The 17783-nt window shown below is 70.3% G+C and carries 10 protein-coding genes; 2 read left to right on the top strand and 8 right to left on the bottom strand.

Annotation, left to right across the window (positions count from 1 at the left end; genetic code table 11):
• Positions 1–170: 170 nt before the first annotated feature.
• Together BUR99_RS08630 and BUR99_RS08625 are read right to left on the bottom strand one after the other, a co-directional pair.
• Positions 171–2015 carry a glycoside hydrolase family 3 protein gene (locus tag BUR99_RS08630; protein WP_074259937.1) on the bottom strand — a complete coding sequence of 615 codons (1845 nt, stop codon included), beginning with the start codon at positions 2013–2015 and terminating at the stop codon, positions 171–173.
• 161 nt (positions 2016–2176) lie between these two features.
• On the bottom strand, positions 2177–2989 hold the full coding sequence (locus BUR99_RS08625; RefSeq protein WP_084183840.1) for a histidine phosphatase family protein: 813 nt from the start codon (positions 2987–2989) through the stop codon (positions 2177–2179).
• A gap of 115 nt (positions 2990–3104) precedes the next feature.
• On the opposite strand from BUR99_RS08625, the gene BUR99_RS08620 reads away from it, so the two are divergent.
• Entirely contained in the window at positions 3105–4508 is a 1404-nt protein-coding gene (locus tag BUR99_RS08620; protein WP_084183839.1) for a TetR/AcrR family transcriptional regulator, read from the top strand.
• A gap of 148 nt (positions 4509–4656) precedes the next feature.
• Here the strand turns inward: BUR99_RS08620 and BUR99_RS08615 are convergent, their stop codons facing one another.
• The 5 genes from BUR99_RS08615 to BUR99_RS08595 form a co-directional block, all read right to left on the bottom strand.
• Positions 4657–5487: an ABC transporter permease gene (locus BUR99_RS08615; RefSeq protein WP_074259936.1), complete on the bottom strand. Its 831-nt coding sequence runs from the start codon at positions 5485–5487 to the stop codon at positions 4657–4659.
• Positions 5484–6515: an ATP-binding cassette domain-containing protein gene (locus tag BUR99_RS08610; protein ID WP_074259935.1), complete on the bottom strand. Its 1032-nt coding sequence runs from the start codon at positions 6513–6515 to the stop codon at positions 5484–5486. The genes BUR99_RS08615 and BUR99_RS08610 overlap by 4 nt, the downstream gene beginning before the upstream one ends.
• 150 nt (positions 6516–6665) lie before the next feature.
• Positions 6666–7328 (bottom strand): PadR family transcriptional regulator, encoded by a 663-nt coding sequence (locus BUR99_RS08605; protein ID WP_234980798.1) that lies wholly within the window; start codon positions 7326–7328, stop codon positions 6666–6668.
• Positions 7329–7527: 199 nt separating this feature from the next.
• The gene (gene recQ, locus BUR99_RS08600) at positions 7528–9558 is read right to left on the bottom strand and encodes a DNA helicase RecQ (protein WP_074259933.1); all 2031 of its coding nucleotides are present in this window, start codon (positions 9556–9558) and stop codon (positions 7528–7530) included.
• Positions 9559–9703: 145 nt separating this feature from the next.
• On the bottom strand, positions 9704–14011 hold the full coding sequence (locus BUR99_RS08595) for an ExeM/NucH family extracellular endonuclease (RefSeq protein ID WP_159440969.1): 4308 nt from the start codon (positions 14009–14011) through the stop codon (positions 9704–9706).
• 247 nt (positions 14012–14258) lie between these two features.
• Here BUR99_RS08595 and BUR99_RS08590 point away from each other — a divergent pair, with 247 nt between their 5' ends.
• A complete protein-coding gene (locus tag BUR99_RS08590; protein ID WP_074259931.1) occupies positions 14259–15152 on the top strand; it encodes an EamA family transporter in 894 nt (297 codons plus the stop codon).
• Positions 15153–15165: 13 nt separating this feature from the next.
• Here the strand turns inward: BUR99_RS08590 and BUR99_RS08585 are convergent, their stop codons facing one another.
• Positions 15166–17715, bottom strand: coding sequence for a DEAD/DEAH box helicase (locus BUR99_RS08585; protein WP_074259930.1), 2550 nt, complete (start codon positions 17713–17715; stop codon positions 15166–15168).
• Positions 17716–17783 lie beyond the last annotated feature (68 nt).

Raw genomic sequence — 17783 nt, 5'->3', positions numbered from 1 at the left:
CGAACCCCCTTGCCCCATGCGCCGTCGATACGGCGCCCCTGGGCTGATGCTAGCGCCGCCGGGGCACGCGTGTCTCGATTTCGGCCGGGTCGGGGCCGAAACACTCGAGACCCCCGTCGAATCGGCGGGGGTCTCGAGGCGGCGCGATCGGCGGGGCCGACCGGGCGGGATCAGGCGGAGTAGCTCAGGCCGTGGCCGAAGCGGAACAGCGGGTCGGCCGTGTCGAACGGCACGTCGGAGCGGTTCGCCTCGACGGCGGCCATGCTCGACGGCAGGTCGAACGGCATCCTGCCCTTCGGCGCGGCGTCGCCCACGAGCACGTCCAGCACCGCACGCGGGCTCGCGCCCCAGTTGGCGGTGAGCGCTGCGAGGCCGTCGACGAACGGCGTGAGGATCGCGGGCCGGTCGAGGAACACGTCGACCACGGTCGGCACCGCCGCGGCGACCTCGCGCACGTGCGCGATCTGCTCCGCGGTGTAGTCGAGCGAACCCGAGTGGAAGAAGTTCTCGAACACCGTCGGGCGCTCCTCGAAGGGAGCCTGCAGGCGGAGGATCGCGACATCCGCTTCGGCGGGGGTCTCGACGACCTGGCCGTACTCCGCCGCGACCTCGGGGGCGATGCCCTCGACGTAGAGCCGCAGGCCCCGCGCGAGCGGCAGGGTGGGGCGCTCGACGCCCGAGGCATCCGTCTGCTCGCGGTTGACCAGCAGGGTGATCGCGGCACGCTGCGCAGCCTCGCCGGCAGCGACGAACTCCGGCGAGCCGACGACGCGGCCGGCGCGCTCGACATCGACATAGGGCTGCTCGAAGAGGCCGAGCACGAACTTCTCGCGGAGGAGGCGTCGGGCCGAGACGTCGAGGCGCTCCTCGGTGATCTCGCCGGAGTTCACGAGGTCGACGAGCATCTCGGGGTCGGCTTCGCCGCCGAACTGGTCGACGCCGGCGTCGATGACCTTCTTCATGCGCTCGCGCGGGGTGAGGTGCTCGACGCCCCAGGCGCGGGCCGGGAAGGGCTGGCCGAAGATCGCGGCGTCGTTGATGAGTCCCCAGTCGGTGCAGACGATGCCATCGAAGCCGTAACGCTCGCGCAGCAGGCCCGTGATGACCGACTTGTTGAAGCCGAAGCCGACCTCTTCGTACTCGGTGCCGACGGGCATGCCGTAGTAGGGCATGATCTGGCTCGTGCCGGCCTCGAAGGCCGCCTCGAACGGCTTCAGGTGCGTCTCGAACTCGCCGCCGGGGTAGACCTGCTCGCGACCGTGCGCGAAGTGCGGGTCCTCGCCGTCCTTCTGGGGGCCGCCGCCCGGGAAGTGCTTGGTCATCGTCGCGACGGAGTCAGGGCCGAGCTCAGCGCCCTGGAAGCCGCGGATGTAGGCGGCGCCCATGCGGCCCGAGAGCTCGGGGTCTTCGCCGAAGGTCTGCAGCGCGCGCGACCAGCGGGGCTCGGTGGCGAGGTCGATCTGCGGGTGCAGCGCCACGCGGATGCCGACCGCCGTGTACTCCTGACGGGCGATGTCGCCGAACTGCTCGACGAGCGCCTCGTCGCCGACGGCCGCGAGGCCCATGGTCTCGGGCCAGACCGAGAACGACCCGGCGAGCATGCCCGAGAGGGGGTTGTCGGTGTACGAGTGGCGCGGGTCGGTCGAGACCGTCACGGGGATGCCGAGGCGGGTCGCCGCTGCGGCCTCCTGCAGGCGGTTGTGCCACTCGGCGATGAGCTCCGCCGTGGGCGGGGTCTGCAGCACGTTGAAGTGGTTCATGAGTCGGCGCCCGACGTAGTCGTCGGTCGCGGGCAGGCCGAACATGTCGTCGCCCTGCGAGAGCGTGCCGTCTTCACCGGCGGCGATCATCGTCTGGAAGAACAGGCCGGCCTTCTCTTCGAGCGTCATCTGCGAGAGGAGGATCTCGACGCGCTCTGCGACGGGCAGGCTCGCATCACGGAAACGCAGGTCGAGGTCGCCGGCGGTGTCGACGGGCGCCGCGGCTTCCGTCTCGTAGTTCAGCTGATCGGTCATGCCAGCACTCCTTCATGCTTCGATATGGGGCCGCTGCGCGGCATCCGGATCATCATAAACCGAATGTCGCTTGGTTTTCGAGTCTCCCCGACAACACACAGGCACGGACGCATCGAGATGCAGCCGTGCCTGTGCGGTCGAGCGGTGGGCGGGTCGGCCGATCAGTCGGATCCGGCCTCGACGTAGCTCAGGTCGTTGATGGTCTTGATCGTCCACTCGCCGCGGCGGTAGACGAGCTCGCTGACCGCACCGTTCTCGATGCCGCTCGTGAGTTCGCTCACGTCGGCCCCGAGCGTCTCGAGCGCGAGCATGATCGTGATGCCGCTCGAGACCACGAGCACCTCGCCGCCGCCGTGCTTCGCCTGCTTGGCGGCGATGTCGTCGAGCGCCTCCACCGCACGTGCGGCGACCTGTTCGGGCGTCTCGGCGACGAGGCCGCTGCCCTCGCTCAGGCGGGCGACCGCGCTGAGGCCCTCCATGAAGTCGAAGTCGGGGTCGGAGAACAGCTCGCCGACGTTGGCGTAGCCGAGCTCGGTGGCGATGGCCGCCCACATCTCCATGTTCTTCGCTCCCTCGAACTTGCCGAAGGAGATCTCGCGGAGTCGCTCGTCACGGGTCGCCTCGTCCTTCGCGTCGAGCTCGTCGAGCGCGAGCGAGACCGTCTCCCAGTGCCGCACCATGTCGGCCGAATAGGCGGCCTCGAACTTCACGCCGGACTCGGCGAGGCCCGCGCCGAGGTGCTCGGCAGACAGGCGGCCCTCTTCGGTGAGCGGCGAGTCGGACCAGCCCTGCGCTCGCTCGAGGGTGTTCAGCATCGTCTCGCCGTGGCGCGTGAGGTAGATCGTGACCGTGCCGGGCTTCGGCTTCTTCGGCTCGGCGGCCTGGGTGGCCGGCACGGCCGAGAAGGCGGCGAGCGTGGCGAGGGTGGTGATGGCGAGGGCGCCGGCCGTGACGGCGCGCGCGGTGCGGTTCATCGGGACTCCTTTGTGGCGATGTAGGCGGGGCGGATGCCCGGTGTCAGCATATGGGCGCAATACCGACCGTGCGGTAACAAAATGGATTCGATATCCGCGGGTAGGCTGAGCGCCGATGCCGCCGAACAGCTCCGGACCAGAAGCCGCGCCGCCCACGGCGTCCGCTGGGTCCGCGCGGCCCGCGGCGTCTGCGCAGCCCGCGGGGTCCGCGCGGCCCGCGGCGTCCGCACGAGGCCGCGCGACGCGCGAACGCATCGTCGCCGCCGCCGCACGGTGCTTCGCGGCATCCGGCTACCGCGGCGTCTCGCTTCGGGACGTCGCGGCGGAGGCCGGACTCTCGCACCCCGGCGTGCTGCGGCACTTCTCGTCACGCGAGCAGATCCTCGACGCCGTGGTCACCCGGTTCGAGCTCGAGAACGAGCACTGGCTCGCCGCGCGCACCGACGTTCCGCCGCACCTGCTGATCGCCCTCGCCGAGCACAACCAGTCGAAGCCGGGCTACCTCGAGCTCTTCTCCGCCCTGGCCGGCGAGGCCGTCAGCCCGGAGCATCCCGCACACGGCCGGTTCGCAACCCGCTACCGGGAACTGCGCGAAGAGAGCCTGCGGCAGCCGCCGGCGACCCCGTGGTCGCGCGACGATGCGACGCGAATGCTCGCCGGGTGGGACGGCCTCCAGCTGGCATCGCTCTACAACCCGGGCGAGGTGGATGTCGCGGCGGAACTCGCGCAGCAGCTGACGGGCAGGCGCGAGCAGGCGGGGGCAGAACCCGAGGCCGGGGCAGGCGCCGAGGCCGGAGCGGGCGACGGCCCGACGGCGGCGGCTTCGGCCGCGGACACCCGCCCGGCGTCCCACGCGACCCCGGCCGACGAGCCGCAGCCCTCGACTCCTGCGACCGCCCCATCGGCCGGCTACGCGGTCGGTCGCGCTCGGCAGGCCCGCATCATCGCCGACGCCACCGAGCTCTTCGCGCGCCGCGGGTTCCACGACACGAGCCTGCGAGAGGTCGCCGAGGCCGTCGGCATCTCGAAGTCGGCGCTCCTGCACCACTTCCCGACGAAGGACGCGCTGCTCGTCTCCGTGATCGCCGAGCGCGACCGCCGCACGGTCCCGAGCTCGGAGGAGCTCCTGGCGGCCTCCCCCGCCGAGACGATCGAGCTCATGGTGCGAACGGCCCGCCGATCCGAACTCGACACGCCGGGTCTGGTCGAGGTCTACACGGTGCTCACGAGCGAAGCGGCCTCACCGGGGCATCCGGCGCACCGGTTCTTCGCCGAGCGGTCGCGGCGCACCATCGCCGACGTCACCGTGCTGTTCGAACTGCTCGCCGCAGACGGTCTGCTCGCCCCCGGCCGGGATCCGAGGCACGAGGGACGCTGGGTGCCCGCCATGTGGGACGGCCTGCAGGTGCAGTGGGGCTACGACCCGTCGATCGACGTCGCGGCCCTCCTCGCCGACTACTTCGACGCCGCGGTCACCTTCTCGGTGCAGGCACCGCCCCGGGTCTCGCCGCCCGCCTGAGACGTGCCCATCTGCGCCAGTGCGGACGGATGACGCGACACGCCGACCCCGGGCCACCGGGATCGGCGTGTCGCGGCGCGGATCCGCCGACTCGCAGGCTCGCTCGCGGTCCCACGAGCGGATGCCGCGTGCCGCCCGCTGCCGAGGGCTACGCGCTGCGCTGGTAGACGCGGAACGCCCGCGTCGCCACCCAGGCGAGCACCGCCGTGAACACCGCGAGGAGGCCCAGGTGTCCCCACACGCTCGCCCAGTCGGGGTCCGCGCCGAGCGCCTCGCGGCCCGCGACGACGGCCCACTCGAACGGGTTGAACCGCGCGACCTCCGCGACCCAGTCGGCCGAGAGGCTCGTGTCCATCAGCGCAGAGCTCAGGAACATCAGCGGGATCGTGATGAGCTGCGAGATGCCGATCAGCACGTTCTGATTGCGCGCGAGCAGCGCAGCAGCGTTCGACAGTGCCGAGAACGATGCCGTGAGCAGCATCGCAGCGAGCAGCATGATCAGGATGCCGCCGATGCCGCCGTCGAACCGCGCCCCGCCGAGCCAGGCGACGCCGAGCACGATGAGCGACTGCACGAGGGTGAGCAGCGCCTGGTAGACGAGCGTCGAGACCATCATCGCGCCGCGGCTCGTCGGCGACGTGAGGAAGCGGTCCATGACGCCGCGATCCATGTCCTGGATGTAGCTCGTGCCCGCCCAGGCGCTGCCGAACAGCGCCATCATCATGACGATGCCCGGCGTCAGGAACTCGAGGTAGTTGTCACCGCCCGTGAAGCCCGGGATGTCGACGACCGAGGTGAAGAGCTGCCCGAACAGCAGCAGCCAGATGAGCGGCTGCACGACGTTCATCACGATGAACGCCGGCACCCGCATCGCCGCCCGCAGCTGCCGGAGTGTGAGGTAGGCGGTGTGGCGGAAGAAGCTCGGCCGGGCGTACGCCGGCTCGGCTGCGACGCGGGCCGGGTTGGTGAGCGTGGTCATGACGCAACCTCCTCGAGATCGGTGCGGGCGTCCGCCGACGAACCGGCGTGCACCGCGGCGAAGGAATGCCCGGTGTGGGCGAGGTAGACGTCGTCGAGGCTCGGCCGCGACACGGTCGCCGAGGCCACGGCGATGCCCTCGGCGTCGAGCGCCGCGAGCACGAGCGGCATCGCGGCGCCGCCGTCGTCGACTCGGGCGCGCACTGCACGCCCCTCGGCCGCGACCTCGCGGAAGCCGCCGAGGCGGTCGAGCGACTCGAGCACCGGAGCGATGACGGATGCCTCGTGCAGCTCGATCACCACGGCATCGCCGCGCAGCTCGCTCTTCAGCTGTTCGGGTGTGCCCTCGGTCACGACCCGCCCGGCATCGACGATCGCCAGTCGGCTCGCGAGCCGATCGGCCTCCTCGAGGTAGTGGGTGGTCAGCAGCACGGTCATGCGCTCCTCACGGGACATCCGCTCGATCTCGGCCCACATCTCGGCGCGCGCCTCGGGGTCGAGACCGGTCGTCGGCTCGTCGAGGAAGAGCACCCTCGGCCGATGCATCAGGCCGATCGCGACGTCGAGCTTGCGCGCCATGCCGCCCGAGTAGGTCTTCACCTGGCGTCGGGCCGCGCTCGTGAGCGCGAACCGCTCGAGCAGCTCCCCCGCCCGGCTGCGCGCGGCGCGCGTCGACATGCCGTGCAGCTGGCCCGCGAGCACGAGGTTCTCGACCCCCGTGTCCATGGGGTCGGACACCTGCTTCTGGGCGACGAAGCCGATCGCGCTGCGTGCGCGACCGGGGTGGCGTCCCACGTCGATACCGGCCACCGTTGCGGTGCCGGAGTCCGGGCGCGCGAGGGTCGAGAGGATCTTGACGGTCGTCGACTTGCCGGCGCCGTTCGGCCCCAGCAGGCCGAAGACCGTGCCCTCCTCGGCCTGGAACGTGAGCCCGTCGAGAGCTCGGAGCGGGGGCTTGCCGCGCCCCTGCGAATAGGTCTTGACGAGATCGGCGGCCACGAGGGCCATCCCGTCGGGTGATGCAGCCATGAGGCTCTCCTTCGGTGGGGAGCCGTTCGGTCGTGAGGGCGCGCCGATAGAATGGCGGCACGCGCTGGGATGGATTCGATTCACGTTGAACGACTCGGTTGCGAGATGGCTCGGGTGTTGCCGCATCCGGGCCATCGATCTGTGTACTGGTCAGTGCTGCTGCTGGTCTGCGGCTCCTTCCGCCAGGTAGTGCGCGAGCCGCGCTTCGATCTCTTCGGCGCTCGCGCCGGATTCGATCAGCTCGTGCATGGCCTTCCACGCCTCGAGACCGCCGAGCTCGCCGGCCTCGAGCCGCTCGAGCATGCCGGCGACGAACTCGCGCTCGGCGCGGGTCATGGCGACGCGGTAGTGGAACTCGACGAGGAACAGCTCGGGCAGGCCGAGCTCGTCGGACTGCTCGGCGAGCTGCGCCCGCGAGGCGAGCTCGGCATCGAGGCGCTCGAGGCGTTCGCGCAGCAGGGAGATCGCCTCGTCGGGTGCGAGCAGCGCGATGAGCGAGAGACCCGACTCGAAGGCCGGGTACTCCTTGACCGGCACCGCGATGAGCTCGCGCATCCAGTCATGGGCCTCGGCGCGACCCGCATCGGTGATCGCGTAGACGATGCGCTCGGGTCGATTGCCCTCGCGCTCGACGCGCGCCTCTTCGATGAGGCCGTGCTTCTCGAGCGACTTGATGATCGCGTAGAGCGAGCCGAAGTTCAGCTTGATGCTGTCTTCCTTGCCGCGCTCGCGCAGCGTGGTCGTGATCTCGTAGGGGTACATCGGGCGCTCCCACAGGCTCGCCAGCACCGCGAGTGCGAGCGGGTTGCTCACCGGCCGACGCGACATACTCACCTCCAAATACTCTGTTCAGAGTATATCGCGAGTGAGGATCCGTCAAGGGTCGCCGGACACCGGTCGGGGCGAGCGGTGGTCAGGTGCTCGCCAGTCGGGCGCTCACCGGTCGGGCGCTCGTCGGTCAGGCGCTCGCCCGGTCAGGCGCGGACGGGGGCGGCCGGGGCGACGAGGCCTGTCAGGCCGAGGCGACGACGGAGAGCAGCGCCTCGCCGTAGGCCTCGCGCTTCTTGGCGCCGATGCCCGTGATGCCGTCGAGGTCGGCGAGGCTCGCGGGCTTCGCGACCGCGACCGCACGCAGGGTCGCGTCGCCGAAGACGATGTACGCGGGCACGCCCTGCTCCTTCGCCTCGCCGGCACGCCACGAGCGGAGCTGCTCGAAGAGCTCGGCCTGCGCCGGCTCGAGGTCGGCTGCGGCCGTGGCCGCGCGCGTGCTGCGTGAGCGCGACACGCGCTCGGGTTCGGTGCGGAGCTTCACGACCCGCTTGCCCGAGAGCACGTCTGCCGCGGCATCCGTCACCGTCAGGGTGCCGTACTCGCCGTGCGTGGCGAGGAGCCCCTGGGCGAGCAGTTGCCGCACGACACCGCGCCACTGCTGGTCGCTGAGGTCTTGACCGATGCCCCAGGTTGCGAGCGCGTCGTGGCCGTACTGGCGCACCCGCGGCGTCTCCTTGCCGCGCAGGATGTCGACGAGGTGGCCCGCGCCGAACTTCTGCCGGCGCTCGCGCTGCAGGCGCACGATCGTCGACATGAGCTTCTGCGCGGGCACCGTGCCGTCCCATGACGCGGGCGGCTCGAGGCAGGTGTCGCAGTTGCCGCAGGGCTGGCTCGGCTGGCCGAAGTAGCCGAGCAGGTTCTGGCGACGGCACTGCACCGTCTCGCAGAGGGCGAGCATCGCGTCGAGGTGCTGCGCGAGACGGCGCCGGTGGGCGAGGTCTCCTGGGCTCTCGTCGATCATGCGCCGCTGCTGCACGACGTCTTGCAGGCCGTAGGCGAGCCAGGCGGTGGCGGGCGCGCCGTCGCGGCCGGCACGACCCGTCTCCTGGTAGTAACCCTCGACCGACTTCGGCAGGTCGACATGGGCGACGAAGCGCACGTCGGGCTTGTCGATGCCCATGCCGAACGCGATGGTCGCGACGACGACGACGCCCTCTTCACGCAGGAACCGTTCCTGGGTGCGGCGACGAACCGAGGCATCGAGGCCCGCGTGGTACGGCATGGCGTTCACGCCGTGCTCAGCGAGGTATGCGGCGATCTTCTCGGTGCTCGCCCGTGAGAGCGCGTAGACGATGCCCGCCACCGGGTTGCCGGCGGCGTCGCGCCCCTCGCTGCGGATGAACTCGAGCAGCTGCTTGCGCACCTCGAGCTTCGAGTCGATGCGGTACTGGATGTTCGGCCGGTCGAAGCTCGAGACGAAGTGCTCGGCTCCCCCGAGGCTCAGCCGCTCGGTGATCTCGCGGTGCGTCGCCTCGGTCGCCGTGGCGGTGAGGGCGATGCGCGGCACGTCGGGCCAGCGCTCGGCGAGCTCGGAGAGCGCCAGGTAGTCGGGCCGGAAGTCGTGCCCCCACTGCGCGACGCAGTGGGCCTCGTCGATCGCGAACAGTGCGATCGTGCCCTGCGCGAGGAAGCGCTTGGTCGCCTCGTTGCCGAGCCGCTCGGGGGCGACGTAGAGCAGGTCGAGTTCGCCGGCGAGGTAGGCGCGCTCGACCTCGGCGCGCTCGTGCGACTGCTGGCTCGAGTTCAGGTACGCGGCGCGCACACCGTTGCGCACGAGCGCGTCGACCTGGTCGTGCATGAGGGCGATGAGCGGCGAGACCACGATGCCCGTGCCCTCGCGGAGGAGCGACGGGATCTGGTAGCAGAGGCTCTTGCCGCCGCCGGTCGGCATGAGCACGACGGCGTCGCCGCCGCCCGCGACCTGCGCGATGATCTCGGACTGTTCGCCGCGGAAGCTGTCGTAGCCGAAGACCGTGTGCAGCGCTTCGGCCGCCGAGGCGAACCGTGCCGGCGCTGCGGCTCGTCGATCCGCCGCGACGACTCCGGACGACGCACCGGCGGAACCGGCCGAGCGCTGTTGACCGGTCGTTCGCGCGGCGCCGGACTGGGCGTCGTCGACGGGCGGCACCCACTCGTCGTCGGGCGGCGGGGCGAGCTCGTCGGGGTCCCACGGGACCTCGTCGGTCCAGGCGGGTTCCGCGTTCCAGCTCATCCGTCGAGTCTAACGACGGCAGCGGACACGCTCCGCCGGGTCGCAGACGGGCCCCGCAGCCTGAGCTGTCGAGGAGGAGTGCGGGCGCGAACGGAAGGGGCGAGCGGATGTCGCATCCGCTCGCCCCTGGTCGGCTCCGCCGTCGCTAGCCGATGTTGAGCACGAACGAACTCACTGTGCCCGTCGTCGGCACCGTGACGTCGAATCGCGTCGGCCCGCTCGTGCCGGCCGGGACGACGAACTGCATCGTCGCCTTGCCGATCTCATCGAGCGTCGCCGTGTACGCACGATCGACCGGCGAGGTGTCGAGCTGCGCGCCGCCGAACGAGACGACGACGGTGCCGGCAGCCGGCTCGTTGCGGCTGAAGTCGAGCGACGACAGCTTCACGGTGACCGATTCGCCCGGCGCGTACACGCCGTCGCCCTCGACGTCGACGCCGACCGCGCGCTGGGCGTTGTCAGGCGCGATCTCAGGGTTCACCTCGAAGTAGTCGACCATCGATTCGAGGTCGATCTTGCCGGTGTCGGCGCGCCCCGTACCGAGGCCCAGGGTGGTGAAGTTGTCGCCACCCGCAGCGAGGAACGAGTTCGCACCCACGAGGTAGTTCGCGGCCGGGTCGATCGGCTCGCCGTTCAGCAGGATCTCGGTGATGTGCGATCCGGCCGGTGCGGTCGGGTCGTACGTGTACGTGAGCTCCTTGTTGACGCCGAGCTTCAGGAACGGACGCGACGCACCCGCGGGCTGCCACTGCTCTTCCAGCACCTTCTTGACCTGCGCGCCGGTGAGGTTCACCGTCACGAGGGTGTTCGCGAAGGGCTGCACGTTGGCGGCCTCGCGGTAGGTGACCTCACCCGAAGCCAGGTCGGCGCGCAGGCCGCCCGGGTTCATGAAGGTGATGTCGACCGCGCGGGTGCCGTCGACGTTGAGCGCCCACTGCTGCACGTCGGCGACGAGGTTGCCGAGCGTCGACTCACCGCCCCGGTTCTCGGGGAACGACGAAGCCCCGTCGGGATTCGACGCCACCGCGCGACCGAAGTCCGCGCTCGCGGTGCCGAGCACGACGTTGCCGAGCTCGTTCGCCACCACGACCGCGTCATCGACGATCTTCTTGACCGTCGGGTCATCGGGGAAGAGCGCCGTCGTACCGTCCATGAGGTTGAAGATCTCGTTCTTCATGGTGAACGACTTCGTCTTGCGGTCGTACTGGATGTCCATCTTGCTGAACCGCTCGCCGTACTGGCCGCTCGAGATGACGGGCATCGGAGCGTGATCGAACAGCGCCGAGTCCGAGCTCGTGACCACGTGGTTGTACGCGAGGTGGGTGTGACCCGAGACGATCGCATCGACGTTGGCGTCGACGCCGAGCACGATCTCGCCGAAGCGCGACCCCGCATCGACCGCCGACGACTTGTCGGTCGTCGACGCGCCCTCGTGCACGAGCGCCACGATGATGTCGGCCTCGCCGTTCTCGCTCTTGCCGTCGCTCAGCTGGTCGGCGACCCGGTTGATCGCCTCGGTCGGATCCTCCACCGTGATGTCGGCGATGCCCGCCGGGCTCACGAGGGACGACAGCTCGTCGGTGACCGCACCGACGAAGCCGATGGTCACGCCGTCGAACTCCTGGGTGTAGTACTCCGGCAGGGCGGCAGCACCGGTCTCCTTGTCGCGGATGTTGGCGCCGAGGTACTCCCAGTCGGCCATCGGCATCACCCGATCGGTGAGGTCGGCGAAGCCCTGGTCGAACTCGTGATTGCCGACCGAGCTCACGTCGAGACCGGCCGCATTGAGCGACTCGATCGTCGGAACGTCGTACTGGATGAACGACGTGAACGTCGAAGCCCCGATCATGTCGCCCGCTGCGGCGAACACCGTGTTCGGGTTCCCGGCACGGATCTGCTTCACGGCGCTGGAGAGCGCCGCGATGCCGCCCGACGGGGCCGACTGCTCGATGCGACCGTGGAAGTCGTTGACGGTGACGAGGTCGATGTCGACCTTGCCGGGCACCGCCTCGGAACCGACGCCGACGAGGATCGGGTCGTGGTCGCTCGAACGGAACGGCGTGGCCTCCGCGACCGTCTCGGCAGCGGGGCCCCAGTACTCGCGGCCCGCCCACTCGGGAGAGTTGATCGACCAGACCGCGGTCTTCGTGACGCGGCTGTTCGCCGCGGGCGACGCGATGACGTGATCGAGCGAGCCGAGCTCACCGTCGAAGCTGTAGGTGTACTGGCCGCGCGCCTTGCTGAAGACGAGGTCGCTCCAGCCCGCGTCGATGAACACCTTGATCGGATCCTCCTTGGCGTAGGAGTTGAAGTCGCCGACGAGGTAGACCGCGTTCTTGCGCCCTTCGGAGAGCTCGTCCGCGAAGGCGAGCAGCGACTCGGCCTGTGCCGTGCGCTCGTCGTTGAAGGCGTCTTGACCGGGCTGCGGCGAGGGGTCGGTGCCGCTCTTCGACTTGAAGTGGTTCGCGATCACGGTCACGAACTGCTTGCCGTGCTTGAAGGTCTGGGCAATCGGCTCGCGCGCGATGTCCCACACGGTCTCGTCGATGATCGTCTGCGCCTCGCCGCTCGGCTTGACCGATGCGGGCTTGTAGATGATCGCGTTCGTGATGACGTCGGTGATCGCGGGGTCGTGGAGCGCCTCGGGCGTCTTCACGTACTTCCACGTTCCGGCACCTGCCGCGGCGTTGAGGCCGGCGACGAGGTCGGCGAGCGCCTCATCGGGCTTCTCGCCGAGCGCGACCGAGTTCTCGATCTCCTGGAGCGCGACGACATCGGCGTCGAGGCCGTTGATCGCCTTCACGATCTTCGCCTTCTGCACCGCGAACTCCTCGGCGGTGTCGGCGCCGCGGGCCTCGGGGTTCTCGGACGTCAACGTCGTGAAGTAGTTCAGCACGTTGAACGCGGCGACCGTGATGTCGCCGCCGACGGCGGGTGCCGCGGTCGGCCGCGGGTTGCCGATGACCTTGCCCGCGGCGTCGAGGCTCGCGAACGTCGGCTTGACCGATGCGGGGCTCGCGTCGTTGATCGGCCGAGACGGCTGCAGGCGCCACTCGTTGAAGCCGAAGCCGAGCACGTAGCCCGAGGTCGGGAACGTCGCGACGTCGCCGTTGCGGACGACCGTGCCCTTCGTGAAGTAGGGCTGGTCTCCCGGGTGGGCCGGGTTGTCGGTGCCGTTCGAGTTGCGCACGGCGATGCTGTACCCGTCGTCGAGCAGGATGCGGCTGGCCTTGTTCGCGGCCGCGATGTCGCTCGCGCCCTTCGAGCCGGGCAGTTGCGTCTCGGTCGACTTCACCGGCATCGCGGCACCGGCGTTCAGCCAGAGCTCGCCGAATCGGTTGAGGTTGTGGCTCGAGACGACCTTGTAGGTGCCGCTCGGCGCGATGAGCATGCCCTCGAACGCCTCGCGGGCCGTGTTGCCGACGGCGGTGGCGGGCAGCGGCGTCAGCGCGGGCAGGCCCGCCGTCGCTTGCACGAGTTCGACGTTCGCGGCCGTCTCGGGTCGGATCTGGGTGAGGCCGTTGAACTCCTCGACGAGACCGGTGACGCGCACCTTGTCGCCGATCGAGACGGCGGGGTTCTCGCCGTGGAGGTACACGAACACGCCGTCCGAGGCCTTGGGCGTGGCATCCGTCGAACCGCCCGAACCTGCCGTCTGGATGTAGATGCCGTCGTAGCCCCCGACGCGGTGGTCGGCCGTGACGATGCCCTCGGTGACGACGGCCTGGCCGACGAGCGGGCTCGCGGCCACGTCGGTGCCCTGGATCTGGGCGATCGTCTTCGAGACGGGCAGAACGGGTCCTCCAGGGCTGCCGGAGTTCTGGGGCGTCGGCGTCGCCGTGAAGGCGAAGTCCTTCGAGTTGTCGTCGCTGTCCTTGAAGCCGGTGCGCACGATGCTGCCGGGGACGGCGTTGTCGCCCGGGTACGCGGCGGCCGCGGTCTCGAAGTTCGCCGAGGTGCCGTAGCCGACGTAGTCGGCCACCTGCGGGTTGTTCACGACCGATCCGTTGCCCGGGTTGATCGCACCGGGCACCTTGGCGAGGAACAGCGAGCCGTTCGTGCCGCTCGGCGCCACTGAGAACGAGGCGTCGGCGGTGGGCAGCGCCGCACCGGTTCCGCCGTTGCTGTTGAGGCCGATGAGGTAGTAGCCGCCGGACTTGATCGTGCCGCTCAACGCACCGACGCCGCTCGAGGCGCCCGTGCTCGTGGCCGAGCGGTACTGCAGCGACCATCCGGCGAGGGAGACGTCGGCGTTCGTCGGGTTGTAGAGCTCGACGAACTTGTTCTGGTACGGCTGGTTCGCGCTGCCTCCGCGCGCGTAGACCTCGTTGATCACGACGCCCGAGCCGTCGACCGCGGCGAACGCGGGCGCGGCGCCGAGAAACCCGGCGACGAGCGTGCCCGCAGCGGCGAGCGCCACCCCGGACAAGCAGTTTCTGGTGCGACGTTGCATGACTCTCCTCATCGAACGACCACACCCCACCTCGGATTCGACGCTGCAGCGAGCACGCCGGCGGCGGGACGATTGCTCCGTAGCATAAGACCGCGCTGTGCCGCTGCCAAGGGCTTCACACCACCCGCTCGCCCCGATTTCACGCGGAGTTCACAACCAGTGCTCAGATGAGCAGATGACCGGGTGACAGCCGCACGGATGAGCAGATCCGACCCCGAGGGCGGTGCCCGATACGCTGAGCAGCACCATGCTCACCGCCGTCCTCTCGCTCACCGGAGCGTTCGTGTTCGGGGCGGCGGACTTCCTCGGCGGGCTCGCCGCGAAACGCATCGGCGCCGTGCTCGCCACCGCGGTCGCCTCGGTCGCCGGCTTCATCGGGCTGGCCGTCGCGACACCGCTGTCGGGCGGAGTCTGGACTGCTGCCGATCTCTGGTGGGGCGCTGCGGCGGGTGTCGCCGGCGCCGTCGCGATCGGCCTCCTCTACGCCTGCCTCGCGATCGGCCCGATGTCGATCCTCTCGCCGCTCACCGCGGTGGTCTCGGCGATCGTGCCGATGCTCTGGGGCCTCGCGACCGGCGCACGGCTCGGCCCCCTCGCGCCGTGGGCGCTCGGCCTGGCGCTCGTCGCGGTCGTGCTCGTCGGCTTCGTGCCCGAACGCGGTGCCGTCAGGCCGAGCCTCACCGGCATCGCCATGGGCATCGGATCCGGCACCGCGATCGGCGCGTTCTTCATCCTCATCGACCGGACCTCCGACGAGAGCGGCCTCGCACCCCTCGCGGTCAACAGCGCGGTCACCGCGGTCGTCATGTTCGCCGTGGTCGGCGGGCTCGCACTCCGCGCGCGGGCGAAGCGATCGAGGATGCCGCGCGCCGACGAGTCGACGGACGCCCTCGACGCTCGCGACCGGGCACGGGGCATCCGCCTCGCCGTCGTCGGCGGGCTCGTCAATGCGGCGGCGAACGCCCTGATCCTCTTCGGCATCCGCGCCGGCGAGCTGGCGATCGCCGCCGTGCTCGGCGCGATGTACCCGGCCGGCACGATCCTGCTCGCGGCGATCGTGTTGCGGGAGCGCATCGCACCGGTGCAGTGGGCCGGCCTCGTGCTCGCGCTGGCCGCGGCGGCCATGCTCGCGGTCTCCTGAGCCCCGCTGCGGGTCAGAGCCGGACGACCTCGTTGACGTGCACAATCGCCGCCCCCTCATCGGCGGACGCGTCGAGGTCGACCTCGGCCCTGATGCGCCAGTCGTGATCGCCTGCCGGGTCGTCGATCGTCTGCTCGACACGCCACATGCCGGCTGCGGCATCCGACTCGTCGATCGCGACCAGGCGCGGTGAGCGGGCCGCCGGCCCCGTGCCGATCTCGTCGTGCTCGGCGTAGTACCGGTCGAGGGCGTCGGGCCAGCCGGCGTCGGGGTCGAGCTCGGCGAGCTCGTCGTCGCGCTCGAGGGCGGCGAGCTGCACGCGCCGGAACAGCTCGTTGCGCACCAGCACTGTGAATGCGCGCCGGTTGGTCACGACCGACGGCGGGGCCGGCGGCACGACCGCGGTCTCGTCCTCGGGCAGGTGGGCCGCGGGGTCGATGAGCTCGTTCCACTCGTCGACGAGACTCGAGTCGACCTGGCGCACGAGTTCGCCGAGCCATTCGATGATGTCGAGCAGTTCTTCGTTCTTCGCCTCGGTCGGCACGGTCTGGCGAATCGCCCGATACGCGTCGGAGAGGTAGCGCAGCACGAGTCCCTCGCTGCGGGCGAGCTGGTAGAAGCCGACGTATTCTCCGAACGACATGCTGCGCTCGAACATGTCGCGCACGACCGACTTCGGCGAGAGCTCGAAGTCGCGCACCCACGGCTGGCTCGAGGCGAAGACCTCGAACGACTGTGCGAGCAGCTCGTCGAGCGGTTTCGGCCAGGTGACCAGCTCGACGAGCTCCATGCGCTCGTCGTACTCGATGCCGTCCTGCTTCATACGGCCGATGGCCTCGCCGCGCTCCTTGAACTGCTGCTGCGAGAGGATCGGGCGCGGGTCGTCGAGCGTCGACTCGATGACGCTCACGACATCGAGGGCGTAGTGGCCGGTGCCGACGCCTCCTGAGCCTGTCGAAGGGCCGGCCGGTTCCTCGGGGTCGAGCAGCTCGATCGCGGCGAGCGCGAACGGCGACAGCGGCTGGTTGAGCGCGAAGTTCGGCTGCAGGTCGACCGTGAGGCGCACGATCGGCAGGCCGTCGCCCGCAGGGGGCAGCAGCTCCACGACACCGGCGTCGCGCAGCGTGCGGAAGATCTCGAGCGCCCGCCGCGCGAGCTCGAACTGCCGAGCGCGAGGTTCGTGGTTGTCGAAGACGAGCGAGCGGATGTCGCCGATCACGTCTCCCCCGCGGGCGATCACGTTGATCAGCATCGCCGCGGTGAGCTTCAGCTGCGGCACGAGCGGCTCGGGCTCGGCGGCCACGAGTCGCTCGTACGAGGCCTCGCCCCACGTGATCTGACCTGCCGGCGCCTTCTTGCGCACGATCTTCTTGAGCTTCTTCGGGTCGTCGCCCGCCTTGCGGACGGATGCCTCGTTCTCGATCTCGTGCTCGGGTGCGAGCACCACCACGGTGCCTGCGGTGTCGTAGCCGGCCCGCCCGGCCCGCCCCGCGATCTGGTGGAACTCGCGCGCGGTGAGCTGACGCATCCGCTGCCCATCGAACTTCGCGAGCGCGGTGATGAGCACCGTGCGGATCGGCACGTTGATGCCGACGCCGAGCGTGTCGGTGCCGCAGATGACGCGGAGCAGCCCACGTTGCGCGAGCGTCTCGACGAGACGCCGATAGCGCGGCAGCATGCCGGCGTGGTGCACGCCGATGCCCGCGCGAACGAGTCGCGAGAGGGTCTTGCCGAATGCGGTGTTGAAGCGGAACCCGCCGATCGCCTCGGCGATCTCGTCGCGCTGCTCGCGCGTGACGACGCGGATCGACGACAGCGCCTGCGCCCGCTCCATCGCCGCAGCCTGGGAGAAGTGCACGATGTAGACGGGCGCCTGCCGGGTCTCGATGAGCTCCTCGACCGTCTCCTGCACGGGCGTCTTCGCATACGAGAAGTGCAGCGGCACCGGCCGGTCGACGCCCGTGACGAGCGCGGTCTCGCGGCCGGTGCGCCGCTTCAGGTCGGCGGCGATCGCGGTGACGTCGCCGAGCGTGGCCGACATGAGCACGAACTGCGCCCGGTGCAGCGTCAGCAGGGGCACCTGCCAGGCCCAGCCGCGGTCGGGGTCGCCGTAGTAGTGGAACTCGTCCATGACGACCTGGTCGACGTCGGCGTCGGGTCCGTGCCGCAGCGCGAGGTTCGCGAGGATCTCGGCGGTGCAGCAGATGATCGGGGCATCCGGGTTCACCGAGCTGTCGCCCGTGACCATGCCGACGTTCATCGCGCCGAAGATCTCGACGAGCTGGAAGAACTTCTCGGAGACGAGGGCCTTGATGGGCGCCGTGTAGTAGCTGCGGCCGCCGCGGGCGATGGATGCCGCGTGGGCCGCCACCGCGACGAGCGACTTGCCGGTGCCCGTGGGCGTGGAGAGGATGACGTTCGCGCCCGAGACGATCTCGATGATCGCCTCGTCCTGTGCAGGGTAGAGCGACAGGCCACGGCCCTCGGCCCAGCCGACGAAGGCGTCGTACATCGCGTCGGCGTCGTACGGGCTCGGCGCGAGCTCAGGCAGGGTCGGGGTCATCCGTCGAGTCTGTCACGCGGGCGCGATCGCGCGCGTCGCGAGCAGTGGGCGGCGCCCGCGACCGGGCT

Source organism: Agromyces cerinus subsp. cerinus (genome assembly GCF_900142065.1).
GTDB classification, from domain to species: domain Bacteria; phylum Actinomycetota; class Actinomycetes; order Actinomycetales; family Microbacteriaceae; genus Agromyces; species Agromyces cerinus.
Note: the sequence above shows the minus strand (reverse complement) of the source record. Positions and strands in the feature narration are given on the sequence as shown.

What these genes read in the sequence shown, in the direction of transcription:
- BUR99_RS08630 (WP_074259937.1), bottom strand. Translation starts at nt 2,015, where the DNA reads ATGACCGATCAGCTGAACTACGAGACGGAAGCCGCGGCGCCCGTCGAC.
- BUR99_RS08625 (WP_084183840.1), bottom strand. Translation starts at nt 2,989, where the DNA reads ATGAACCGCACCGCGCGCGCCGTCACGGCCGGCGCCCTCGCCATCACC.
- BUR99_RS08620 (WP_084183839.1), top strand. Translation starts at nt 3,105, where the DNA reads ATGCCGCCGAACAGCTCCGGACCAGAAGCCGCGCCGCCCACGGCGTCC.
- BUR99_RS08615 (WP_074259936.1), bottom strand. Translation starts at nt 5,487, where the DNA reads ATGACCACGCTCACCAACCCGGCCCGCGTCGCAGCCGAGCCGGCGTAC.
- BUR99_RS08610 (WP_074259935.1), bottom strand. Translation starts at nt 6,515, where the DNA reads ATGGCTGCATCACCCGACGGGATGGCCCTCGTGGCCGCCGATCTCGTC.
- recQ (WP_074259933.1), bottom strand. Translation starts at nt 9,558, where the DNA reads ATGAGCTGGAACGCGGAACCCGCCTGGACCGACGAGGTCCCGTGGGAC.
- BUR99_RS08595 (WP_159440969.1), bottom strand. Translation starts at nt 14,011, where the DNA reads ATGCAACGTCGCACCAGAAACTGCTTGTCCGGGGTGGCGCTCGCCGCT.
- BUR99_RS08590 (WP_074259931.1), top strand. Translation starts at nt 14,259, where the DNA reads ATGCTCACCGCCGTCCTCTCGCTCACCGGAGCGTTCGTGTTCGGGGCG.
- BUR99_RS08585 (WP_074259930.1), bottom strand. Translation starts at nt 17,715, where the DNA reads ATGACCCCGACCCTGCCTGAGCTCGCGCCGAGCCCGTACGACGCCGAC.